Here is a 19,574-nt window from a genome sequence, read left to right on the forward strand (position 1 = left end):
CCCGAGGTCACTCGCTAAAAACCTCATCTTGGAACAAGCTCAACCACCCTTCCCCGCCACGGCCCTTTCGCCGGAAAACCGATAATGGGTATAAATATACCGCTATAAGCTATACCCACACACTTCACATTGTTTCTTATCGTTAATCCGATACGCTTTTTTCACATTATTTCTGGCGGTATACGCCGGTGCAAAGTGAATCGGGCTCGTTTCCGCGCTCGCGCGTAACACAATGATTTACCTTGCTGGCGGAACGTCAACGGACCCGCAAAAGCGCCTTATGCCCCTGGCGGAGCGTGGTGCAAAAAGGAGAAAAAATACGCGTTATGAATAACGAGGAGACCTTTTATCAAGCCATGCGTCGTAAGGGAGTGACCCGACGCAGCTTTCTCAAATTCTGTAGCCTTGCCGCCACATCGCTGGGACTGGGCGCCGGAATGACGCCAAAGATCGCCTGGGCGCTGGAGAATAAACCGCGAATTCCGGTGATCTGGATTCATGGACTGGAATGCACCTGCTGTACCGAATCCTTTATCCGTTCCTCGCACCCGCTAGCCAAAGATGTGATCCTCTCGCTGATTTCCCTTGATTATGACGACACCCTGATGGCCGCCGCCGGCGCACAGGCCGAAGAAGTCTTTGACGATATTACCACTCGCTACGCCGGGAAATACATTCTGGCGGTGGAAGGCAATCCGCCGTTAGGAGAGCAAGGAATGTTCTGTATCAGCGGCGGCCGCCCGTTTATTGAAAAACTGAAGAAAGCCGCCGCAGGCGCCAGCGCTATTATCGCCTGGGGAAACTGCGCCTCCTGGGGTTGCGTCCAGGCCGCCCGCCCCAATCCAACCCAGGCAACGCCTATCGATAAAGTGATCACCGACAAGCCGATCGTGAAAGTCCCTGGATGTCCGCCAATCCCGGATGTCATGAGCGCCATTATCACCTATATGGTGACGTTTGATCGTCTGCCGGAACTCGATCGCATGGGCCGTCCACTGATGTTCTACGGTCAGCGTATCCACGATAAATGCTACCGCCGCGCCCATTTTGACGCCGGTGAATTTGTCGAGAGCTGGGATGATGATGCCGCCCGCAAGGGATACTGTCTGTACAAGATGGGCTGTAAAGGGCCAACCACCTATAACGCCTGCTCCTCCACTCGCTGGAATGACGGCGTCTCCTTTCCTATCCAGTCCGGTCACGGATGTCTGGGATGTTCAGAAAATGGTTTCTGGGATCGCGGCTCGTTTTATAGCCGCGTGGTGGATATTCCCCAGATGGGTACCCATTCAACCGCCGATACGGTGGGGCTGACCGCGCTGGGCGTGGTCGCGGCGGGCGTTGGCGGTCACGCTATCGCCAGCGCGCTCAACCAACGTAAACGCCACAAACAACAGTTAGCGCAAGCCGAACCACAGCCGGACAATGAGGATAAACAGGCATGAGTAACCAGTATCAAACCCAGGGTTATACCGTTAACGACGCCGGCCGTCGTCTGATCGTGGACCCGATTACCCGCATCGAAGGGCATATGCGCTGCGAAGTGAACATTGATGAGCAAAACGTCATTACCAATGCCGTTTCCTGCGGCACAATGTTCCGCGGGCTGGAGATCATTCTGCAAGGCCGTGACCCGCGTGACGCCTGGGCGTTTGTTGAACGTATTTGTGGTGTATGTACCGGGGTACATGCTCTGGCATCGGTGTACGCTATCGAAGATGCGATTGGTATCCAGGTGCCGGATAACGCCAATATTATACGTAACATCATGCTGGCTACGTTGTGGTGTCACGATCATCTGGTCCATTTTTATCAGTTAGCCGGTATGGACTGGATTGATGTTCTGAATGCGCTGAAAGCCGATCCGCGCGCCACCTCGCAGTTGGCGCAAAGCCTTTCCGCCTGGCCGATGTCATCGCCGGGCTACTTCTTTGACGTACAAAATCGATTGAAGAAATTTGTCGATGGCGGCCAGCTTGGGATATTCCGTAACGGCTATTGGGGACATCCACAGTACAAACTGTCGCCAGAGGCTAATCTGATGGGCTTTGCCCACTATCTTGAAGCCCTCGACTTCCAGCGCGAGATCGTCAAAATCCATACCATATTTGGCGGTAAGAACCCCCATCCTAACTGGATCGTCGGCGGGATGCCGTGCGCAATCAATCTCGATCAAAGCGGCGCGGTCGGGGCTGTCAATATGGAGCGCCTCAACCTGGTGCAGTCGATCATCACCCGCACCGCCGACTTCATTAACAACGTGATGGTTCCGGACGCGCTGGCTATCGGCCAGTTCAATAAAGCATGGAGTCAAATTGGCACCGGTCTGTCGGATAAATGCGTGCTGAGCTACGGCGCATTTCCGGACATTGCCAACGACTTCAGCCAGCAAAGCCTGTTAATGCCGGGCGGCGCGGTGGTCAATGGCGATTTTAAAAATGTCATGCCGGTAGATTTGGCCGATCCGCAGCAGATACAGGAGTTTGTGGATCACGCCTGGTACCGCTATCCGGACGATCGGCTGGGGCGTCATCCTTTTGACGGCATTACCGATCCCTGGTACAACCCCGGTGATGTCAAAGGCAGCGATACGCATATCCAGCAGCTCAACGAGCAGGAACGCTACTCCTGGATTAAAGCGCCGCGCTGGCGGGGTCATGCCATGGAAGTCGGCCCGCTTGCCCGAACGCTTATCGCGTATCACAAAGGGGATGCCGCCACCATAGAGTCGGTAGATCGCATGATGTCTGCCCTTAAACTGCCGCTCTCCGGTATCCAGTCTACGCTTGGCCGTATTTTATGCCGCGCGCACGAAGCGCAATGGGCCGTCGGTAAGCTGCAGTATTTTTTCGACAGGCTTATGACCAACCTGAAAAACGGCGACCTGGCCACCGCCAATACCGAGAAATGGGAACCGGCCAGTTGGCCGCAGCACTGCCGCGGCATCGGTTTTACCGAAGCGCCTCGTGGAGCGTTGGGACACTGGGCGTCAATACGCGATCAGAAGATTGAACTCTATCAGTGCGTGGTCCCCACCACCTGGAACGCCAGCCCGCGCGATCCTAAAAAACAGATCGGCGCCTATGAAGCGGCATTGATGGGAACGCAAATGGCGATTCCCGACCAACCGTTAGAAATCCTGAGGACGCTGCACAGCTTCGACCCCTGCCTCGCCTGTTCAACCCACGTGCTCGGCGACGACGGCAGCGAACTGATTGCCGTCCAGGTACGCTAAGCGTTAAGGAAAAGAACGATGACTGGAAAGCTATCTCCACGCGTCGGGGAGGCGCGTGATACTGCCGTCAGCCACTATGTGTTTGAAGCGCCGGTACGCCTGTGGCACTGGCTAACGGTGGCCTGCATGTTGGTACTGATGGTAACAGGCTACTTCATTGGCCGGCCCTTGCCGTCGGTGAGTGGCGAGGCGACCTATCTGTTTTACATGGGCTATATCCGGCTGATCCACTTTGCCGCCGCGATGATCTTTACCGTGTTACTGCTGGGGCGAATTTATTGGGCCTGTGTCGGCAACCGCTATTCGCGAGAGCTGTTTATCGTCCCGGTCTGGCGTCGCAGTTGGTGGCAAGGCGCTTTCTCCGTGGTCCGCTGGTATCTGTTTCTGGAGAAAAAACCGGGGAGCGACATCGGACATAACCCTGTCGCGCAGGCCGCGATGTTCGGCTATTTCCTGTTGTCGGTATTTATGATCCTCACCGGTTTCGCTCTGTTTGGCGAGCATAGCCAGTACGCCATCTTTGCGCCGTTCCGCTATGTGGTTGAATTTTTCTACTGGACCGGCGGCAACTCCATCGATATTCACAGCTGGCACCGACTGGGTATGTGGCTGATCGCCGCCTTCATCGTCGGGCACGTTTACCTCGCTATCCGGGAAGACATTATGTCCGACGATACGGTGATCTCCACCATGATCAATGGCTATCGCAGCCACAAATTCCCCAAACCGCACGACAAGGAGCCCTCATGAATGCGCAACGCGTAGTGGTGATGGGGTTAGGAAACCTGCTGTGGGCCGATGAAGGATTCGGTATCCGGGTCGCGGAGCGTTTGTATGCCCGATATCACTGGCCTGAAGAGGTAGAAATTGTGGACGGCGGTACGCAAGGGCTAAACCTGTTAGGTTATGTTGAGCAAGCCAGCCATCTCCTGCTCCTTGACGCGATCGATTACGGCCTGGCGCCGGGCAGCCTGCGAACCTATGCCGGCGAGAAAATCCCCGCGTATCTCAGCGCCAAAAAAATGAGCCTGCATCAAAACAGTTTTTCCGAAGTTCTGGCGCTGTCCGACATCCGCGGGCATCTGCCCTGTCACATTGCGCTGGTCGGTCTGCAACCGGCGCACCTGGACGACTACGGCGGTAGCCTGAGCGAAATAGCTCGCGGCCAGCTACCGGCGGCGGAACAGGCCGCCCTGGCGCAACTGGCCGCCTGGGGGATCGTACCGCAGGCAAACGAGGTCGCACGCTGCCTGAACTATAAATGCCTGTCGATGGAAAATTATGAGGGAGTGCGCATACGTCAGTATCAGACACGTCTGGAGGGCAAAAGAAGTGGCGAATGACACCCCGTTCTCTGCGCTATGGCAACGCCTGTTAACCCGTGGATGGCAACCGGTAGAGGCTTCTACGGTAGACGACTGGATCAAACGGGTTGGAGATGGCGTCATCCTGTTAAGTAGCGATCCGCGGCGTACGCCGGAAGTCAGCGATAACCCGGTGATGATTGCCGAACTCCTGCGTGAGTTCCCGCAGTTTGACTGGCAGGTGGCGGTGGCCGACCTTGAACAAAGCGAAGCTATCGGCGATCGCTTTAATGTACGTCGGTTTCCGGCGACGTTGGTTTTTACAGACGGCGAGCTACGCGGCGCGCTCAGCGGCATTCATCCCTGGGCTGAACTGCTCACGCTGATGCGTTCGATGGTTGACACTCCCGCAGCGCAGGAGACAGTACAATGAGCAACGCCTTTTTTCATCTGCTGGGGCCAGGTACGCAGCCTGATGACGCTAGTTTCTCGATGAATCCCTTACCGCTCACCTGTCAGGTCAATGGCGACCCAAGTATGGCGGCGCTGGAGCGCTGCGCTCACAGCCCGGCGGTGATGGCATTGTTGACCGATCTGCGAGGTCAGCTTGCCCGGCGCATCCCGGAAGTCGGCGACGTGCTGGGATGGGAGTTATCTCCCCTGAATGCCGATGATCTCTCATTCCTCAATACGCTATTGGGCGAAGGCGAAGTCTCGGTACGCATTCAGCATCCGGACGGGAGTGAAAGCGAGATCCAGGAGACCATCTTCTGCGGCCTGTGGCGGGTACGCCATCTGCATAACCGACGTCTGCTGACGGATCGTCTGGAAGCGGGTAGCGCGCCCCTGACATTGTGGCAAGCGGCGACTGCCGATACGTTGCCTGACGACTCTCTGCTGCCTCCGCCTGTCGCTGGTCTGATGAATGGACTGCCGCTGGCCCATGAGTTATTGGCGCACGTACGCGATCCGGCGTTGCAACCTCACAGCATCAATTTGACCCAACTGCCGCTCAGCGAGGCCGATCGCCTTTTTCTGGCGCGTTTATGCGGACACGGGAACATCCAGATTCGCATCTCCGGGTATGGCGAAAGCCAAATCAACGCCACAGCATTGCGCCATCTCTGGCATGTGCGCTGTCTGGACGCCCTTAAAGGGCCATTGCTCGATAGCTATGAGATTTGTCTTTTGCCGGAGCTGGTACTGGCGGCCCCGGAAGATCTGGCCGATTCGCGCCAGCGCCTGGATGAAGTCTGCCGATGGCTGGAGACGCGCTAACGCTCTCAACAGGAACGTCACCGGTGTCCGGTACTGATTAGCTTTTTACTCTCTTTCTGCCTACAGGAGTTAGCATGTGGGATGTCATTGACTTATCGCGCTGGCAGTTTGCGCTGACCGCGCTGTATCACTTTTTATTTGTTCCTCTTACGCTTGGGCTGATTTTTTTGCTGGCCGTCATGGAGACGATCTATGTGGTGACGGGGAAAACCGTCTACCGCGATATGACGCGTTTCTGGGGCAAGCTCTTCGGGATCAATTTTGCTCTCGGTGTGGCTACCGGCCTGACCATGGAGTTTCAGTTCGGGACTAACTGGTCGCTCTATTCGAACTATGTGGGCGATATTTTCGGCGCGCCGCTGGCGATGGAAGCGTTACTGGCCTTCTTTCTCGAATCCACTTTTGTCGGCCTGTTCTTTTTCGGCTGGCAGCGGCTGAATAAATACCAACACCTGCTGGTCACCTGGCTGGTGGCCTTCGGCTCCAATATTTCAGCATTATGGATTCTGAATGCCAATGGCTGGATGCAGTATCCTACCGGCGCTCATTTCAACATCGATACGTTACGGATGGAAATGAGCAGCTTCAGCGATCTGGTCTTTAACCCGGTGAGCCAGGTGAAATTCGTCCATACCGTCATGTCCGGTTATGTCACCGGCGCCATGTTTATTATGTCCATCAGCGCCTGGTATCTGCTACGTGGCCGCGAGCGTGAGGTGGCCTTGCGCTCGTTTGCTATCGGCTCAGTATTCGGCACACTGGCCATTCTGGGAACCCTGCAACTGGGGGACAGTTCGGCCTACGAGGTCGCCCGAATTCAGCCGGTGAAACTGGCGGCGATGGAAGGCGAATGGCAAACCGAACCCGCGCCCGCGCCGTTTCATCTGATTGCCTGGCCGCAGCAGGAACAGGAGCGTAATGCATTTGCCGTGAAGATCCCTGCTCTGCTGGGTATTCTGGCCACCCATTCGCTGGATACGCCGGTTCCGGGGTTAAAAAACCTGATGGACGACGCTCTGCCGCGCCTGAAGCGTGGCCGGGAGGCCTGGCTACTCATGCAGGAGATAGCGCAAGGCAATCGCTCGCCGCAGGTACTGAATGCGTTTCACGCCGTTGAGGGCGATCTGGGGTACGGCATTCTGCTGGCGAAATATGCCCCGGATATGAACCATGTGACGCCGGAGCAGTATCGTGCGGCCCAGCGTGGCGCTATTCCTCAGGTGGCGCCGGTGTTCTGGAGTTTCCGTATTATGGTCGGCTGCGGTTCGCTGCTGTTAGTGGTGATGTTGATTGCGTTGATACAGACGCTGCGAATGCGTATCGACCAGCATCGCTGGGTATTGCGTATGACGCTCTGGAGCCTGCCGTTACCGTGGATTGCCATTGAAGCCGGTTGGTTTATGACGGAGTTTGGCCGTCAGCCCTGGGCGATTCAGGACATTCTGCCGACCTGGTACGCTCACTCCGCGCTGACGCCGGGCCAGTTGGCCTTCTCAATGGGGCTTATCCTCGGACTTTACACCCTGTTTTTAATCGCGGAAGTCTATCTGATGCAGAAGTACGCGCGTCTTGGGCCAAGCGCCATGCAACATCAACAACAAGCGCAACAACAGGGATAAAGGAGACAATCATGTTGGATTATGAAACGTTGCGGTTCATTTGGTGGCTGCTGATCGGCGTCATCCTGGTGGCATTTATGGTAACTGACGGGTTTGATATGGGTGTCGGTTGCCTGCTCCCGCTGATAGCGCGCAACGATGACGAACGCCGGGTATTGATCAATAGCGTCGGCGCCCACTGGGAAGGAAACCAGGTATGGTTGATTCTCGCGGGCGGGGCATTATTCGCCGCCTGGCCACGGGTCTATGCCGCCGCGTTTTCCGGTTTTTATGTGGCGATGATCCTGGTGCTGTGTGCCCTCTTCTTTCGCCCGCTGGCCTTTGATTATCGGGGTAAAATCGCCAATGCCCGCTGGCGCGCGCTGTGGGATACCGGTCTGGTTATCGGCAGCCTGGTGCCCCCAGTCGTATTCGGCATCGCGTTCGGCAACCTGTTTTTAGGCGTGCCGTTTGCCTTCACGCCGCAGCTTCATGTTGACTATTTTGGCACCTTCTGGCAGTTACTCTCGCCCTTTGCCCTACTGTGTGGATTATTGAGTCTGTCGTTGGTGATTATGCAAGGAGGCGTCTGGTTACAGTTGAAAACGGAGGGCGTTATTCGTCAACGGGCTCTGTCGGCCACCCGCCACAGCGCGCTGCTGATCGTGATCTGCTTCCTGCTGGCCGGTTACTGGCTGTGGGCCGGCGTTGATGGCTTTGTCTTACTCACGCAGGATGCCAACGGTCCTTCCAATCCGCTCTTAAAAGGCGTGGCGATACTCCCTGGCGCATGGATGAACCACTTTATACGCTCGCCGCTACTGCTCATCATCCCGTTGCTCGGTATGATCCTGCCGATTCTGGCTTTCTATGCCTGCCTTCGCGGTCAGACTATTCGTGGATTTCTGTTCGCTTCCCTGACCCAGGCCTGCGTCATCTTTACCGCCGGCATAACGCTATTTCCTTTTGTGATGCCGTCGAGTGTTAGTCCTCTCTCCAGCCTGACGGTGTGGGACAGCACCTCCAGCCAGATGACGCTCGAAATCATGCTGGTGATTGTGCTGATTTTTCTGCCGATCGTACTGCTCTATACGCTGTGGAGCTATTACAAAATGTTGGGGAGTATCAACCTGGAGACCCTCCGCCGCAACGATCATGAACTTTATTAGGGAGCGGGAGCGATGTGGTATTTACTGTGGTTTGTCGGCATTCTGCTGATGTGCTCACTGTCGACACTGGTGCTGGTGTGGCTTGAGTCGCGTCAACAATAAAGAGGTAAACCGGGGTCAGCGCCGTCTGACTCCGGTTATTTTTATCTTTTTACGCGCCTGGTGAAGACGTTTCCCCGCCGACAGGACGACATAACATTGATACATGTCGTTATCATAACGTTTACTTTTAGAGGTGCGTCATAATTATGACAAATAGCCACCTTGCACATATTTCGCATATTTAAGCAATTAATTGCATAATTAGCAATATATCACCTCTTATAGCGGATAGTTAACCACTTCCCATCCAAAATCATAACGAAAATCCAACTGCCTGCCATTTTTGATCTGAGTTAATTGTTTAAAAAAGTGTTAAATTTATCGCTACATGGTGTGATCTACTATGTACCACGGTCAATTAAAGAACATATTACTTTTATCACTAAGGTTTATCATGGATAAGTTATCTTACGCTTCAGATAGCAGCACATCTGCCTGGAATACCTACCTGCAACAAATCGAGCGTGTGGCCCCTTATCTGGGCGAGTTATCCCCCTGGGTGGATACTCTGCGCCACCCAAAACGCGCTCTGATCGTCGATATTCCGGTACAAATGGATGATGGCACTATTCGTCATTTCGAAGGATATCGCGTGCAGCACAACCTCTCCCGAGGTCCGGGTAAAGGCGGTGTTCGCTACCATCCTGACGTTGATCTCAATGAAGTGATGGCCCTGTCAGCATGGATGACCATCAAATGTGCCGCGCTGAATCTGCCGTACGGCGGCGCCAAAGGCGGCATCCGCGTCGATCCGTTCTCGCTGTCGGAAGGTGAACTGGAGCGTTTGACCCGCCGCTATACCAGCGAGATCGGCATTATCATCGGGCCGCAGAAAGATATTCCTGCGCCGGATGTCGGCACCAACGGTAAAGTGATGGCCTGGATGATGGATACGTATTCCATGAATCATGGCACGACGGTCACTGGCGTCGTCACCGGTAAGCCTATCCATCTTGGCGGTTCGCTGGGTCGTGAAAAGGCGACGGGGCGCGGCGTTTTCGTCAGCGGGCTGGAAGCCGCGCGTCGGGCGAATATCGCCGTTGAAGGCGCTCGCGTTGCGGTTCAGGGTTTTGGTAACGTCGGCAGCGAAGCCGCGCGTCTGTTTGCAGGCGCTGGCGCCCGTGTCGTGGCGATTCAGGATCATACCGCGACGCTGTTTAACGCCACCGGTATTGACATGAAAGCGCTCACGGCATGGCAGACAGAACACAAGCAGATAGCCGGTTTCCCGGGCGCGGAAACTATCGCCAGCGATGCGTTCTGGCGTCTGGAGATGGATATTCTGATCCCGGCGGCGCTTGAAGGCCAGATAACTCGTCAGCGCGCGGAAGCCCTGACGTGTAAGCTGGTGCTGGAAGGGGCTAACGGCCCGACCTATCCGGATGCTGATGATGTTCTGGCCAGCCGTGGTATCCTTGTGGTGCCTGACGTGGTCTGTAACGCAGGCGGCGTAACCGTCAGCTACTTCGAATGGGTACAAGATATGGCCAGCTTCTTCTGGAGCGAAGAAGAGATCAACGCGCGCATGGACAAAATCATGACCGACGCTATCGTCCATGTCTGGGAGAAAGCGACTGAGAAATCCTGTTCTCTGCGCACCGCAGCCTATATTGTCGCCTGTGAGCGCATTCTGTTGGCCCGTAAAGATCGCGGTATCTATCCAGGTTAAGGCGACAAATCATTGCGCTAAAATCCACGTCCCGGCGTGGATTTTTTGTCTGTATACCCCGTTTTCCACGCGCGCGCCGATAAATTCTGTCTCAATAAAATGTCTGTTTGTTCGCAAAATAGCGGTTCAATCACGCGTATCTGGTCATCGTAGACTAAGGTTTTATCATGGTAAATGCCGTTGGCTTTGGCTCACCGCTAAGGAGATAACTTGATGATACCCCCAGAGATTCGCCGTTCTGTTCTACTGCAGAAAGCCATAAAACTGGCGCTGGCAGGGACGCTGCTGACGTTTGCATCGTTTTCGGCGACTGCCGCAGACCCGTCTTCCGACACTGAAACTCCGCAGCCGCCGGATATTTTGCTTGGCCCGCTCTTTAATGATGTCCAGAATGCAAAACTCTTCCCCGATCAGAAAACCTTTGCTGACGCCATACCTAATAGCGATCCGCTCATGATTCTTGCGGATTATCGTATGCAGCGGAACCAGTCCGGCTTCGATTTACGTCATTTTGTTGATGTTAACTTCACCCTGCCGAAAGCGGGTGAAAAATATGTCCCGCCTGCCGGGCAGTCATTGCGTGAACATATTGATGGCCTGTGGCCGGTGCTGACACGTTCAACTAAAAACGTCGAAAAGTGGGACTCGCTCTTGCCGTTGCCTGAATCCTATGTCGTACCGGGTGGGCGATTCAGAGAGATTTACTACTGGGACAGCTACTTTACGATGCTGGGGCTGGCGGAAAGCGGGCACTGGGATAAGGTGGCGGATATGGTGGCGAACTTTGGTTACGAAATTGACGCTTGGGGGCATATTCCTAACGGCAACCGTACCTACTACCTGAGTCGTTCGCAGCCGCCTTTCTTTGCGTTTATGGTTGAGTTACTGGCGCAACATGAAGGTGACGATGCGCTGAAAGAATACCTGCCGCAACTGCAAAAAGAGTACGCCTACTGGATGGAGGGCGTTGAGACATTGCAGCCAGGGCAACAAAACCAACGCGTCGTCAAACTGGAGGACGGCAGCGTTCTCAACCGCTACTGGGACGATCGGGATACGCCCCGCCCTGAATCCTGGGTTGAAGATATCGCTACCGCCAAAAGCAACCCCAACCGCCCGGCAACGGAGATCTATCGAGACCTCCGATCTGCCGCCGCCTCCGGCTGGGATTTCAGCTCCCGCTGGATGGATAATCCGCAGCAGCTCAGTACCATTCGTACCACCACTATTGTCCCTGTCGATCTTAACGCTCTGCTGTATCAGCTGGAGAAAACCCTCGCGCGCGCCAGCGCTGCGGCGGGCGATCGGGCCAAAGCCTCGCAATATGACGCGCTGGCCAACGCGCGGCAAAAAGCCATTGAAATGCATCTGTGGAATAACAAAGAGGGTTGGTATGCCGACTACGATCTGCAGAACAATAAAATCCGTGACCAACTCACCGCTGCCGCGCTGTTCCCGCTCTATGTAAACGCCGCCGCGAAAGATCGCGCCGTGAAAGTGGCGGCGGCCCAGGCGCATCTGCTACAGCCTGGCGGGCTGGCTACCACCTCGGTTAAAAGCGGACAGCAGTGGGATGCGCCAAACGGCTGGGCGCCGTTACAATGGGTCGCTGCCGAAGGATTGCAAAATTATGGGCAGGATGACGTGGCAATGGAAGTCACCTGGCGCTTTTTAACCAATGTGCAGCACACCTACGATCGCGAGAAAAAACTGGTCGAAAAATATGATGTCAGCAGTACCGGAACCGGCGGTGGCGGCGGCGAATATCCCCTTCAGGACGGCTTTGGCTGGACCAACGGCGTGACGCTGAAAATGCTCGATCTGATTTGTCCGCAGGAAAAACCGTGCGATAGCGTGCCGTCTACTCGTCCGGCATCGTTAAGCGCAACGCCGACAAAAACGCCGTCTGCAGCGACGCAGTAACGCGTGTTTATAGTAGGTTGACCCGGTGCTGACCGGGTCAACGCTTACACGTTCTGCAGCGGTTAGCCGCGTCGCAGAAGGCGGAAAATCACCAGCACCACGATCGCGCCCATCACGGCGACCAGGAAACTGTGCAGATTAAAGCCGCTGATACTGCCGCCAATACCAAACATCGTCGCCAGCCATCCGCCAACGACCGCCCCGACGATACCGAGAATACAGGTCAGGATAAATCCCCCGCCATCGCGCCCCGGCATAAGCAATTTGGCGATAACGCCGGCAATCAAACCAAAAATAATCCAGGCGATAATTCCCATTTGCAAACCCTCTTTCCAGTAAAAACGTTTTAAGTATAGGCAAAGTCGAGCGTCGCATTTCTGAACACTGATTTATCTCGCGGACATAAAAATTTATTTATCGCTATTAAGTTCTTTCTACCGATGCCGATAACCCAAAGATAGTCTGCGTATCAGGGGTTATTTCGTGTGAGTGGTTACAATGAGCAGTTCCTGAAAAAAAATCCATTAGCGATATTAGGCGTGCTACGGGATTTAAATAAAAATCAGGTTCCACTGCGTATTTCATGGGCGCATGGTCAATTCATCAGTAAAATTTTGGCGGTAGACCCGGAAAAACTCATCGTGGATTACGGCAGCCAGGAATATGAAAATAGCGCCGTATTACGTGCCGGACAGGTAGCCATTATCGCAGAAACGCAGGGCGCAAAAGTCGAGTTCACGTTGCCGCAACTCGTTACAGGCGAATATCAGCGGCTGCCGGCCTTTATCACGCCCCTGCCGTCGTCACTGTGGTTTGTCCAGCGCCGGGAGTATTTTCGTATTGGCGCGCCGCTGTATCCGCCTTATTACGGCGTCACCACGCTACCGGACACCCGTACGTTACGTTTTCGCCTGTTTGATCTTTCGCTGGGCGGCATGGGCGCGCTACTGGAATCCGCCATCCCCGACGGACTAATCGAAGGCGCGCGCTTTTCGCAGGTTGAACTGAACATGGGGCCATGGGGTATTTTTCACGTTGACGCCCAGCTTATCGCCATCAGCGAGCGTAAGGTGATTGATGGGAAAAATGAAACGATCACCACTCCCCGCCTGAGCTTTCGTTTCCTTAACGTCAGCCCGGCGGTAGAGCGGGAGTTGCAGCGGATTATTTTTTCGCTTGAGCGCGAGGCCCGAGAAAGAGCGAATAAAGTGCGAGAATAATCTTCACGCTAAACTACATGGCGTCCAGCGCCTGCTGAAGCTTCCAGATATAGCGCGGCGCCTGCGGCGCGGGATGATTATCAACAACATGTTCAAAAAACTCGTCCGCATCCAGATCGTTAATTTTTTCTATCGCCTTCTTCCTGTCGGATGAAAAAGTACGCAATAACGCGCCTGCGCCGTTAGCATAAGAGACGACCAGCGCATATTGCATCACCTGCGGATCTTTGATGCCGGCCAGCGGCCCATTTTCCAGAATGCTCAGATACGCCGCGCCCATTGAGATGTTACGCTCAGGGTTTTTCAGCTCGCTGGTGGTCGGTTCGCCACGCCAGCCCATACGACGGTAAACGTCGCGCCCGGAGGTCGACGCCTTTAACTGCATCAGGCCAATCGCATTGGACTTACTAACCGCGTTAGGGTTGCCGCCGGATTCAATGGCGATAATCGCGGTGATTAAATGCGGATCAACCCCCCATGCCGCCCCGGCTTTTTCACTGATGGGCATCCACTGCATCGCACGCTTTACAGGCACTTCGGCATTCCACGGCGGATTCCTGTAATCCTGTTTTGAGCTACAGCCAGCGAGTATTACTACCAAAAAAGCAAACCATCTTAATTTCACGTCATCTATCCTTATAGCCGTAACTTATCTGCCGAAGAGGTCATACCGCCCCGGCCAGGCACTTAGGTTGCCTCCCTGGTGCGCATCCAGAAACGTCGCACAACGAGGGACATCGCCTAATATATGCGGCATGATATACATTTGCATTCTATTGTCAGCAAGGAATTACCATGTCTCTGTTTCATTTAATCGCCCCGTCGGGCTACTGTATTAACCAACAGGCCGCGTTACGCGGCGTTCAGCGCCTGACTGACGCGGGTCATCAGGTGGAGAATGACGAGGTGATTCGTCGCCGCTTTCAGCGTTTTGCCGGTACGGACGCGGAACGGCTGGCCGATGTTAATTCGCTGGCCTCGCTAACGTCGCCGGATACAATCGTCATGCCGGTTCGCGGCGGCTATGGCGCCAGCCGCTTGTTGGATCGTATCGACTGGCAGGCGCTCGCCTCCCGGCAACAGCGCGATCCCTTACTGATTTGCGGTCATAGCGATTTTACGGCGATTCAGGCTGGACTCCTGGCGCAGGCCAATGTCATCACCTTTAGCGGTCCTATGCTGGCGGCAAATTTTGGCGCCGAAACGCTGAATACGTTCACCGAGCAACATTTCTGGCTGGCGCTACGCAAGGCGCAATTTACCGTAGAGTGGCAAGGCGACGGCCCTCAGTGCGACGTACAGGGCGCCTTATGGGGCGGAAATCTGGCGATGTTGATTTCCCTTATCGGTACGCCCTGGATGCCGACTATCGATAAAGGAATTTTAGTGCTGGAAGATGTCAATGAGCACCCTTTCCGGGTGGAGCGTATGCTTTTGCAACTGGAGTACGCCGGAATTTTAAACCGCCAGAGCGCCATCGTTCTCGGCAGCTTTAGCGGCGCGGCGCCCAACGAGTATGACGCCGGCTATTCTCTGGAGAGCGTCTACGCGTTTTTACGTTCCCGTCTGTCCGTTCCGCTGATTACCGGTCTCGACTTCGGGCATGAACAGCGTACGGTAACGCTCCCTATCGGGGCAAACGCGACGCTTAAAAATACGCGCCAGGGGACTCAACTCACTTTATCTGGTCATCCTACGCTGCAATTATAAAAAAAGTCCCCGACAGGCTAAGTAAAACGCTGCCCTGGCCGTTATTATGTTAATGTTAAATAATACGAAGTCGTGTGAGTCAGGAGATATAAAACGTTGGATGCTGCAACAATTATTAGTCTATTTATTTTAGGTTCCATCCTTGTAACCAGCAGTATCCTGTTAAGTTCATTCTCATCGCGACTGGGTATCCCGATTCTGGTCATTTTTCTCGCCATTGGGATGTTAGCGGGTGTGGATGGCATTGGCGGTATTCCTTTCGATAATTATCCTTTCGCTTATATGGTCAGTAACCTGGCGCTGGCGATTATTTTACTCGATGGCGGAATGCGCACCCAGGCCAGCTCTTTCCGGGTAGCGCTGGGCCCCGCGCTGTCGCTGGCGACGCTCGGCGTGCTGATCACGTCGGGGTTAACAGGTATGATGGCCGCCTGGCTGTTTCATCTGGATCTTATCGAAGGTCTGCTTATCGGCGCGATAGTCGGTTCCACTGACGCCGCAGCGGTCTTTTCTCTGCTTGGCGGCAAAGGGCTAAACGAACGTGTAGGCTCCACGCTGGAGATCGAATCGGGAAGTAACGACCCGATGGCCGTTTTTCTGACCATTACATTAATTGAGATGATCCAGAAGCATGAAACCGGCCTGGACTGGATGTTTGCCGTCCATATTATCCAACAGTTCGGTCTCGGTATTGTTTTTGGCCTGGGCGGCGGTTACCTGCTACAGCAGATGATCAACCGTATTTCTCTGCCCAGCGGCCTGTATCCGATGCTGGCGCTCAGCGGCGGTATTCTGATTTTTGCTTTGACGACCGCGCTTGAAGGCAGCGGCATTCTCGCGGTCTATCTGTGCGGATTCCTGTTAGGAAACCGCCCGATTCGCAACCGTTACGGCATCCTGCAAAACTTTGACGGACTAGCCTGGCTGGCGCAGATCGCGATGTTCCTGGTTCTGGGGCTGCTGGTGACGCCTTCCGATCTGTGGCCGATTGCCGTCCCTGCGCTTATTCTCTCCATCTGGATGATTTTCTTCGCCCGCCCACTGTCGGTGTTTACCGGCCTGCTGCCATTTCGCGGCTTCAATCTTCGGGAGCGCATTTTCATCAGTTGGGTCGGACTGCGCGGCGCGGTGCCGATTATTCTCGCCGTTTTCCCGATGATGGCCGGGCTTGAAAACGCTCGCCTGTTCTTTAATGTCGCTTTCTTTGTGGTACTGGTGTCGCTGCTTCTGCAGGGAACATCGCTGTCATGGGCGGCGAAAAGAGCCAAAGTGGTCGTGCCTCCGGTTGGCTGGCCAGTATCGCGCGTGGGGCTTGACATCCATCCTGATAATCCGTGGGAGCAATTCATCTATCAGTTGAGCGCCGACAAATGGTGCGTCGGCGCGGCGTTGCGCGACCTGCATATGCCGAACGAAACTCGCATTGCCGCGCTATTTCGCAATAATGAACTGTTTCACCCCACGGGTAGCACTCGCCTGCAGGAAGGCGACGTACTCTGCGTGATTGGCCGGGAGCGCGATCTGCCAGCGCTGGGCAAATTGTTTAGCCAGTCGCCGCCGGTTTCGTTAGATCAGCGTTTCTTTGGCGATTTTATCCTCGAAGCGAATGCGAAATTCGCCGACGTGGCGCTTATCTACGGGCTGGAAGAAGGAACGGAATACCGGGATAAACAACAAACCCTGGGTGAAATCATACAGCAACTGCTGGGCGCTGCGCCGGTCGTCGGCGATCAGGTGGAGTTTGGCGGCATGATTTGGACGGTAGCTGAAAAAGAAGATAACGTGGTACGCAAGATTGGGGTACGCGTCGCCGAAGATGAAGCAGAATAAGGTCGCCGGACAACGTCGACCCGCCCCCAGGTGGACCGGTCGACGCCTTAGCCTGAGTCAGGTTACGTTGTCACAAACGGCACGCGCGGCGCTACGGCGCACAGTAGCTCATAGCCCAGCGTACCTGCCGCAGAGGCGACATCATCGACCTTAATTTCTTTGCCCCATAATTCAACCGGCGTGCCGATTCCCGCCTGCGGACACGGCGTCAAATCCACCGCCAGCATATCCATTGAAACGGTGCCTACTGTTCTGGTACGGATACCGTCCACCAGCACAGGCGTCCCGGTCGGCGCATGGCGTGGATAGCCATCGGCATAACCCGCCGCGACGATGCCAATGCGTTGTTCCTGAGTCACAGAATACCTTCCGCCATAGCCTACCCTTTCACCCACGCTCAACGTCTGCACGCCAATAATTTCGCTACTCAGCGTCATCACGGGTTTTAGTCCGGTATCGGCAATATCCCGCCACTGTCCTGACGGCGACGCGCCATACAAAATAATGCCTGGCCTGACCCAGTCATAATGCGCCTGGGGATGCCACAGCGTCGCTGCCGAATTTGATAACGAGTATGCACACTGCAGGCCTTCCGTCGCCAGCGCAATACGCCTCATCGCCTCCCCGATACCTTCCGGATGATCGGCCTGAGCAAAATGTGACATCAGGGTCATTTCACCGATATTGCGCATTGCCCGCAATTGCTGCCAGACGGTCTGCGCCCGCTCAGGCTGAAAACCGAGTCGGTTCATGCCGCTGTTGACTTTGACATAGATATCCAGCGGCGCGTTAAGCCGCGCATTTTGCAGCGCTTTCAATTGCCAGTTACTGTGGATGCAGGTGGTCAGCCGATAAGTGTCATACGCCTCCAGGTCTTGCGCATGGAAAAACCCCTCCAGCATCAATATCGGCCCTTTCCACCCGCGCTCACGCAGGGTAATCGCCTCTTCAAGGTTGAGCATAGCGAAACCATCTGTGGCGCCCAGCGCGCTCCACACGCGTTCAATACCGTGGCCGTAGGCGTTGGCTTTCACTACCGACCAGACGCGCGCCTCTGGGGCCGCCCGGCGCACAATAGCCAAATTTTGTTTCATTACCTGTAAATCAAGGCTGGCCTGTATAGGGCGGGTCATTTCACTTCCTTTATCAGTTATGCGCTATGCAAACGTTGCGGGCGGGTGGGCGTAAAATCGGAACGGTATCGCGCCACGCTCAGATCGTCGTAGGGTATCGCTGGCGTACGACCCGACAAGATATCGCTTAACAACTGGCCTGAACCGCAGGCCATCGTCCAGCCTAAAGTGCCGTGTCCAGTATTAAGCCACAGATTTTTATAACGGGTACGTCCTACTACCGGCGTGCCGTCCGGCGTCATGGGGCGCAGGCCGGTCCAGAATGTGGCCTGCTCAATATGACCGCCGCGCGGAAAGAGATCGCGCACAACCATCTCCAGCGTCTCGCGGCGCGGTTGCAGTAAGTCGGTATTAAAGCCCACGATTTCTGCCATTCCCCCCACGCGAATACGCTTATCAAAACGCGTAATAGCGATTTTGTAGGTTTCATCAAGAATCGTTGATACCGGCGCGCCGTCTGGCTCGACGATTGGGATGGTTAATGAATAGCCTTTCAGCGGATACACCGGGATATCAACAATGCCTTTAAGCATCGCCGTCGAATACGATCCAAACGCCATGACATACGCATCTGCTTTAATGATCTCATCGGCGCATTTCACGCCGTAAATCTGATCATTTTCGTACAGTAATTTTTCCACGGGAGTATTAAAGCGAAAGGTTACGCCCGCCTGCTCCGCCATGCGCGCCAGACGCTGGGTAAAGAGCTGACAGTCCCCGGTTTCATCATTCGGTAAGCGCAGCCCGCCGGTTAATTTATGCGCAACCTCAGCCAGAGCGGGTTCAACTTCCGCCAGTCGGCTGGATTCCAGAAGCTGATACGGCACCCCGGCATCTTCCAGCACGGCGATATCACGGGTGGCGTTCTCATACTGTTGCGCGGTGCGGAAGAGTTGTAGCGTTCCCCCCTGGCGACCTTCATATTCGATACCGGTCGCGGCGCGTAGCGTTTTCAGACAGTCGCGACTATATTCCGCCAGGCGCACCATGCGGCCTTTATTTTCCATATAATGCCGGGTATCGCAGTTACGCAGCATTTGCCACATCCACTTCAGTTGAAATGGGGTGCCATCCAGACGCACCGCCAGCGGCGCATGGCGCTGGAACATCCATTTTATCGCCTTCAGCGGTACGCCAGGGGCCGCCCAGGGCGCCGCATATCCCGGTGAAATTTGTCCGGCATTCGCCGCGCTGGTTTCTTGCGCCGGGCCGGATTCGCGATCGATGACGGTGACATCATGCCCCGCCTGACTCAAGTACCAGGCGCTGGTCACGCCAACTACGCCACTCCCCAGGATGACAACTCGCATAGCCACTCCGTTAATAGTAAAAGAACAATCTTCTGATTACATCTTGATAACCCAGATGAAAATATTATTCAACATATGACTTTTTTATGGTGA

18 protein-coding genes are annotated in these 19,574 nt (G+C 55.0%); 14 read left to right on the forward strand and 4 right to left on the reverse strand.

Going from position 1 to position 19,574, the window contains the following annotated elements; genetic code table 11:
* Positions 1 to 326 precede the first annotated feature (326 nt).
* From hyaA to ACFK9X_RS13245, 11 genes are all read left to right on the forward strand, one after another.
* Positions 327 to 1,445 (forward strand): hydrogenase 1 small subunit, encoded by a 1,119-nt coding sequence (gene hyaA / locus ACFK9X_RS13195; protein ID WP_079787412.1) that lies wholly within the window; start codon positions 327 to 329, stop codon positions 1,443 to 1,445.
* Positions 1,442 to 3,235, forward strand: coding sequence for a Ni/Fe-hydrogenase large subunit (gene hyaB / locus ACFK9X_RS13200; RefSeq protein WP_000070986.1), 1,794 nt, complete (start codon positions 1,442 to 1,444; stop codon positions 3,233 to 3,235). The genes hyaA and hyaB overlap by 4 nt, the downstream gene beginning before the upstream one ends.
* Before the next feature lie 18 nt (positions 3,236 to 3,253).
* Complete coding sequence (gene hyaC, locus ACFK9X_RS13205) at positions 3,254 to 3,985, forward strand: Ni/Fe-hydrogenase b-type cytochrome subunit (protein WP_000147031.1); 732 nt, start codon at positions 3,254 to 3,256, stop codon at positions 3,983 to 3,985.
* Positions 3,982 to 4,578, forward strand: coding sequence for a hydrogenase 1 maturation protease (gene hyaD / locus ACFK9X_RS13210; RefSeq protein ID WP_151116691.1), 597 nt, complete (start codon positions 3,982 to 3,984; stop codon positions 4,576 to 4,578). Before hyaC ends, hyaD begins: the two co-directional genes overlap by 4 nt.
* Positions 4,568 to 4,972, forward strand: a complete 405-nt coding sequence (gene hyaE / locus ACFK9X_RS13215; RefSeq protein WP_001262580.1) for a hydrogenase-1 operon protein HyaE — start codon at positions 4,568 to 4,570, stop codon at positions 4,970 to 4,972. The genes hyaD and hyaE overlap by 11 nt, the downstream gene beginning before the upstream one ends.
* Complete coding sequence (locus tag ACFK9X_RS13220; protein ID WP_000063376.1) at positions 4,969 to 5,817, forward strand: hydrogenase expression/formation protein; 849 nt, start codon at positions 4,969 to 4,971, stop codon at positions 5,815 to 5,817. The genes hyaE and ACFK9X_RS13220 overlap by 4 nt, the downstream gene beginning before the upstream one ends.
* 74 nt (positions 5,818 to 5,891) lie before the next feature.
* Positions 5,892 to 7,436: a cytochrome bd-II oxidase subunit 1 gene (gene appC / locus ACFK9X_RS13225; RefSeq protein WP_000263617.1), complete on the forward strand. Its 1,545-nt coding sequence runs from the start codon at positions 5,892 to 5,894 to the stop codon at positions 7,434 to 7,436.
* A gap of 11 nt (positions 7,437 to 7,447) precedes the next feature.
* On the forward strand, positions 7,448 to 8,584 hold the full coding sequence (gene appB / locus ACFK9X_RS13230) for a cytochrome d ubiquinol oxidase subunit II (protein ID WP_151116693.1): 1,137 nt from the start codon (positions 7,448 to 7,450) through the stop codon (positions 8,582 to 8,584).
* Between the two features lie 12 nt (positions 8,585 to 8,596).
* Positions 8,597 to 8,686, forward strand: a complete 90-nt coding sequence (gene cbdX, locus ACFK9X_RS13235) for a cytochrome bd-II oxidase subunit CbdX (protein WP_000270306.1) — start codon at positions 8,597 to 8,599, stop codon at positions 8,684 to 8,686.
* A 394-nt stretch (positions 8,687 to 9,080) separates the two neighbouring features.
* Positions 9,081 to 10,355 (forward strand): Glu/Leu/Phe/Val dehydrogenase, encoded by a 1,275-nt coding sequence (locus ACFK9X_RS13240; RefSeq protein WP_001519734.1) that lies wholly within the window; start codon positions 9,081 to 9,083, stop codon positions 10,353 to 10,355.
* A 213-nt stretch (positions 10,356 to 10,568) separates the two neighbouring features.
* The gene (locus tag ACFK9X_RS13245) at positions 10,569 to 12,278 is read left to right on the forward strand and encodes an alpha,alpha-trehalase (RefSeq protein ID WP_151117940.1); all 1,710 of its coding nucleotides are present in this window, start codon (positions 10,569 to 10,571) and stop codon (positions 12,276 to 12,278) included.
* Positions 12,279 to 12,340: 62 nt separating this feature from the next.
* Here ACFK9X_RS13245 and ACFK9X_RS13250 read toward each other — a convergent pair whose 3' ends face one another.
* Positions 12,341 to 12,595, reverse strand: a complete 255-nt coding sequence (locus ACFK9X_RS13250; protein ID WP_151116695.1) for a GlsB/YeaQ/YmgE family stress response membrane protein — start codon at positions 12,593 to 12,595, stop codon at positions 12,341 to 12,343.
* A gap of 168 nt (positions 12,596 to 12,763) precedes the next feature.
* Here ACFK9X_RS13250 and ycgR point away from each other — a divergent pair, with 168 nt between their 5' ends.
* The gene (gene ycgR, locus ACFK9X_RS13255; RefSeq protein WP_000017414.1) at positions 12,764 to 13,498 is read left to right on the forward strand and encodes a flagellar brake protein YcgR; all 735 of its coding nucleotides are present in this window, start codon (positions 12,764 to 12,766) and stop codon (positions 13,496 to 13,498) included.
* Positions 13,499 to 13,511: 13 nt separating this feature from the next.
* On the opposite strand, the gene emtA is transcribed toward ycgR, so the two are convergent.
* Positions 13,512 to 14,123, reverse strand: coding sequence for a membrane-bound lytic murein transglycosylase EmtA (emtA, locus tag ACFK9X_RS13260; protein ID WP_000776974.1), 612 nt, complete (start codon positions 14,121 to 14,123; stop codon positions 13,512 to 13,514).
* 170 nt (positions 14,124 to 14,293) lie between these two features.
* Here emtA and ldcA point away from each other — a divergent pair, with 170 nt between their 5' ends.
* A complete protein-coding gene (gene ldcA, locus ACFK9X_RS13265) occupies positions 14,294 to 15,208 on the forward strand; it encodes a muramoyltetrapeptide carboxypeptidase (RefSeq protein ID WP_151116697.1) in 915 nt (304 codons plus the stop codon).
* 96 nt (positions 15,209 to 15,304) lie between these two features.
* The gene (locus ACFK9X_RS13270; protein ID WP_000338376.1) at positions 15,305 to 17,038 is read left to right on the forward strand and encodes a potassium/proton antiporter; all 1,734 of its coding nucleotides are present in this window, start codon (positions 15,305 to 15,307) and stop codon (positions 17,036 to 17,038) included.
* A 62-nt stretch (positions 17,039 to 17,100) separates the two neighbouring features.
* Here ACFK9X_RS13270 and dadX read toward each other — a convergent pair whose 3' ends face one another.
* Both dadX and ACFK9X_RS13280 read right to left on the reverse strand, forming a co-directional pair.
* Positions 17,101 to 18,171 (reverse strand): catabolic alanine racemase DadX, encoded by a 1,071-nt coding sequence (dadX, locus tag ACFK9X_RS13275; protein ID WP_151116699.1) that lies wholly within the window; start codon positions 18,169 to 18,171, stop codon positions 17,101 to 17,103.
* Positions 18,172 to 18,188: 17 nt separating this feature from the next.
* On the reverse strand, positions 18,189 to 19,481 hold the full coding sequence (locus ACFK9X_RS13280; protein WP_151116701.1) for a D-amino acid dehydrogenase: 1,293 nt from the start codon (positions 19,479 to 19,481) through the stop codon (positions 18,189 to 18,191).
* Positions 19,482 to 19,574 lie beyond the last annotated feature (93 nt).

The sequence above is a fragment of the Salmonella sp. WC3 genome, assembly GCF_042932255.1.
In the GTDB taxonomy this organism is placed as follows: Bacteria; Pseudomonadota; Gammaproteobacteria; order Enterobacterales; family Enterobacteriaceae; genus Salmonella; species Salmonella enterica.

Excerpts from the sequence above, each read along its gene's own strand:
- hyaA (WP_079787412.1), top strand. The coding sequence starts at position 327 with ATGAATAACGAGGAGACCTTTTATCAAGCCATGCGTCGTAAGGGAGTG.
- hyaB (WP_000070986.1), top strand. The coding sequence starts at position 1,442 with ATGAGTAACCAGTATCAAACCCAGGGTTATACCGTTAACGACGCCGGC.
- hyaC (WP_000147031.1), top strand. The coding sequence starts at position 3,254 with ATGACTGGAAAGCTATCTCCACGCGTCGGGGAGGCGCGTGATACTGCC.
- hyaD (WP_151116691.1), top strand. The coding sequence starts at position 3,982 with ATGAATGCGCAACGCGTAGTGGTGATGGGGTTAGGAAACCTGCTGTGG.
- ACFK9X_RS13220 (WP_000063376.1), top strand. The coding sequence starts at position 4,969 with ATGAGCAACGCCTTTTTTCATCTGCTGGGGCCAGGTACGCAGCCTGAT.
- appC (WP_000263617.1), top strand. The coding sequence starts at position 5,892 with ATGTGGGATGTCATTGACTTATCGCGCTGGCAGTTTGCGCTGACCGCG.
- appB (WP_151116693.1), top strand. The coding sequence starts at position 7,448 with ATGTTGGATTATGAAACGTTGCGGTTCATTTGGTGGCTGCTGATCGGC.
- cbdX (WP_000270306.1), top strand. The coding sequence starts at position 8,597 with ATGTGGTATTTACTGTGGTTTGTCGGCATTCTGCTGATGTGCTCACTG.
- ACFK9X_RS13240 (WP_001519734.1), top strand. The coding sequence starts at position 9,081 with ATGGATAAGTTATCTTACGCTTCAGATAGCAGCACATCTGCCTGGAAT.
- ACFK9X_RS13245 (WP_151117940.1), top strand. The coding sequence starts at position 10,569 with ATGATACCCCCAGAGATTCGCCGTTCTGTTCTACTGCAGAAAGCCATA.
- ACFK9X_RS13250 (WP_151116695.1), bottom strand. The coding sequence starts at position 12,595 with ATGGGAATTATCGCCTGGATTATTTTTGGTTTGATTGCCGGCGTTATC.
- ldcA (WP_151116697.1), top strand. The coding sequence starts at position 14,294 with ATGTCTCTGTTTCATTTAATCGCCCCGTCGGGCTACTGTATTAACCAA.
- dadX (WP_151116699.1), bottom strand. The coding sequence starts at position 18,171 with ATGACCCGCCCTATACAGGCCAGCCTTGATTTACAGGTAATGAAACAA.
- ACFK9X_RS13280 (WP_151116701.1), bottom strand. The coding sequence starts at position 19,481 with ATGCGAGTTGTCATCCTGGGGAGTGGCGTAGTTGGCGTGACCAGCGCC.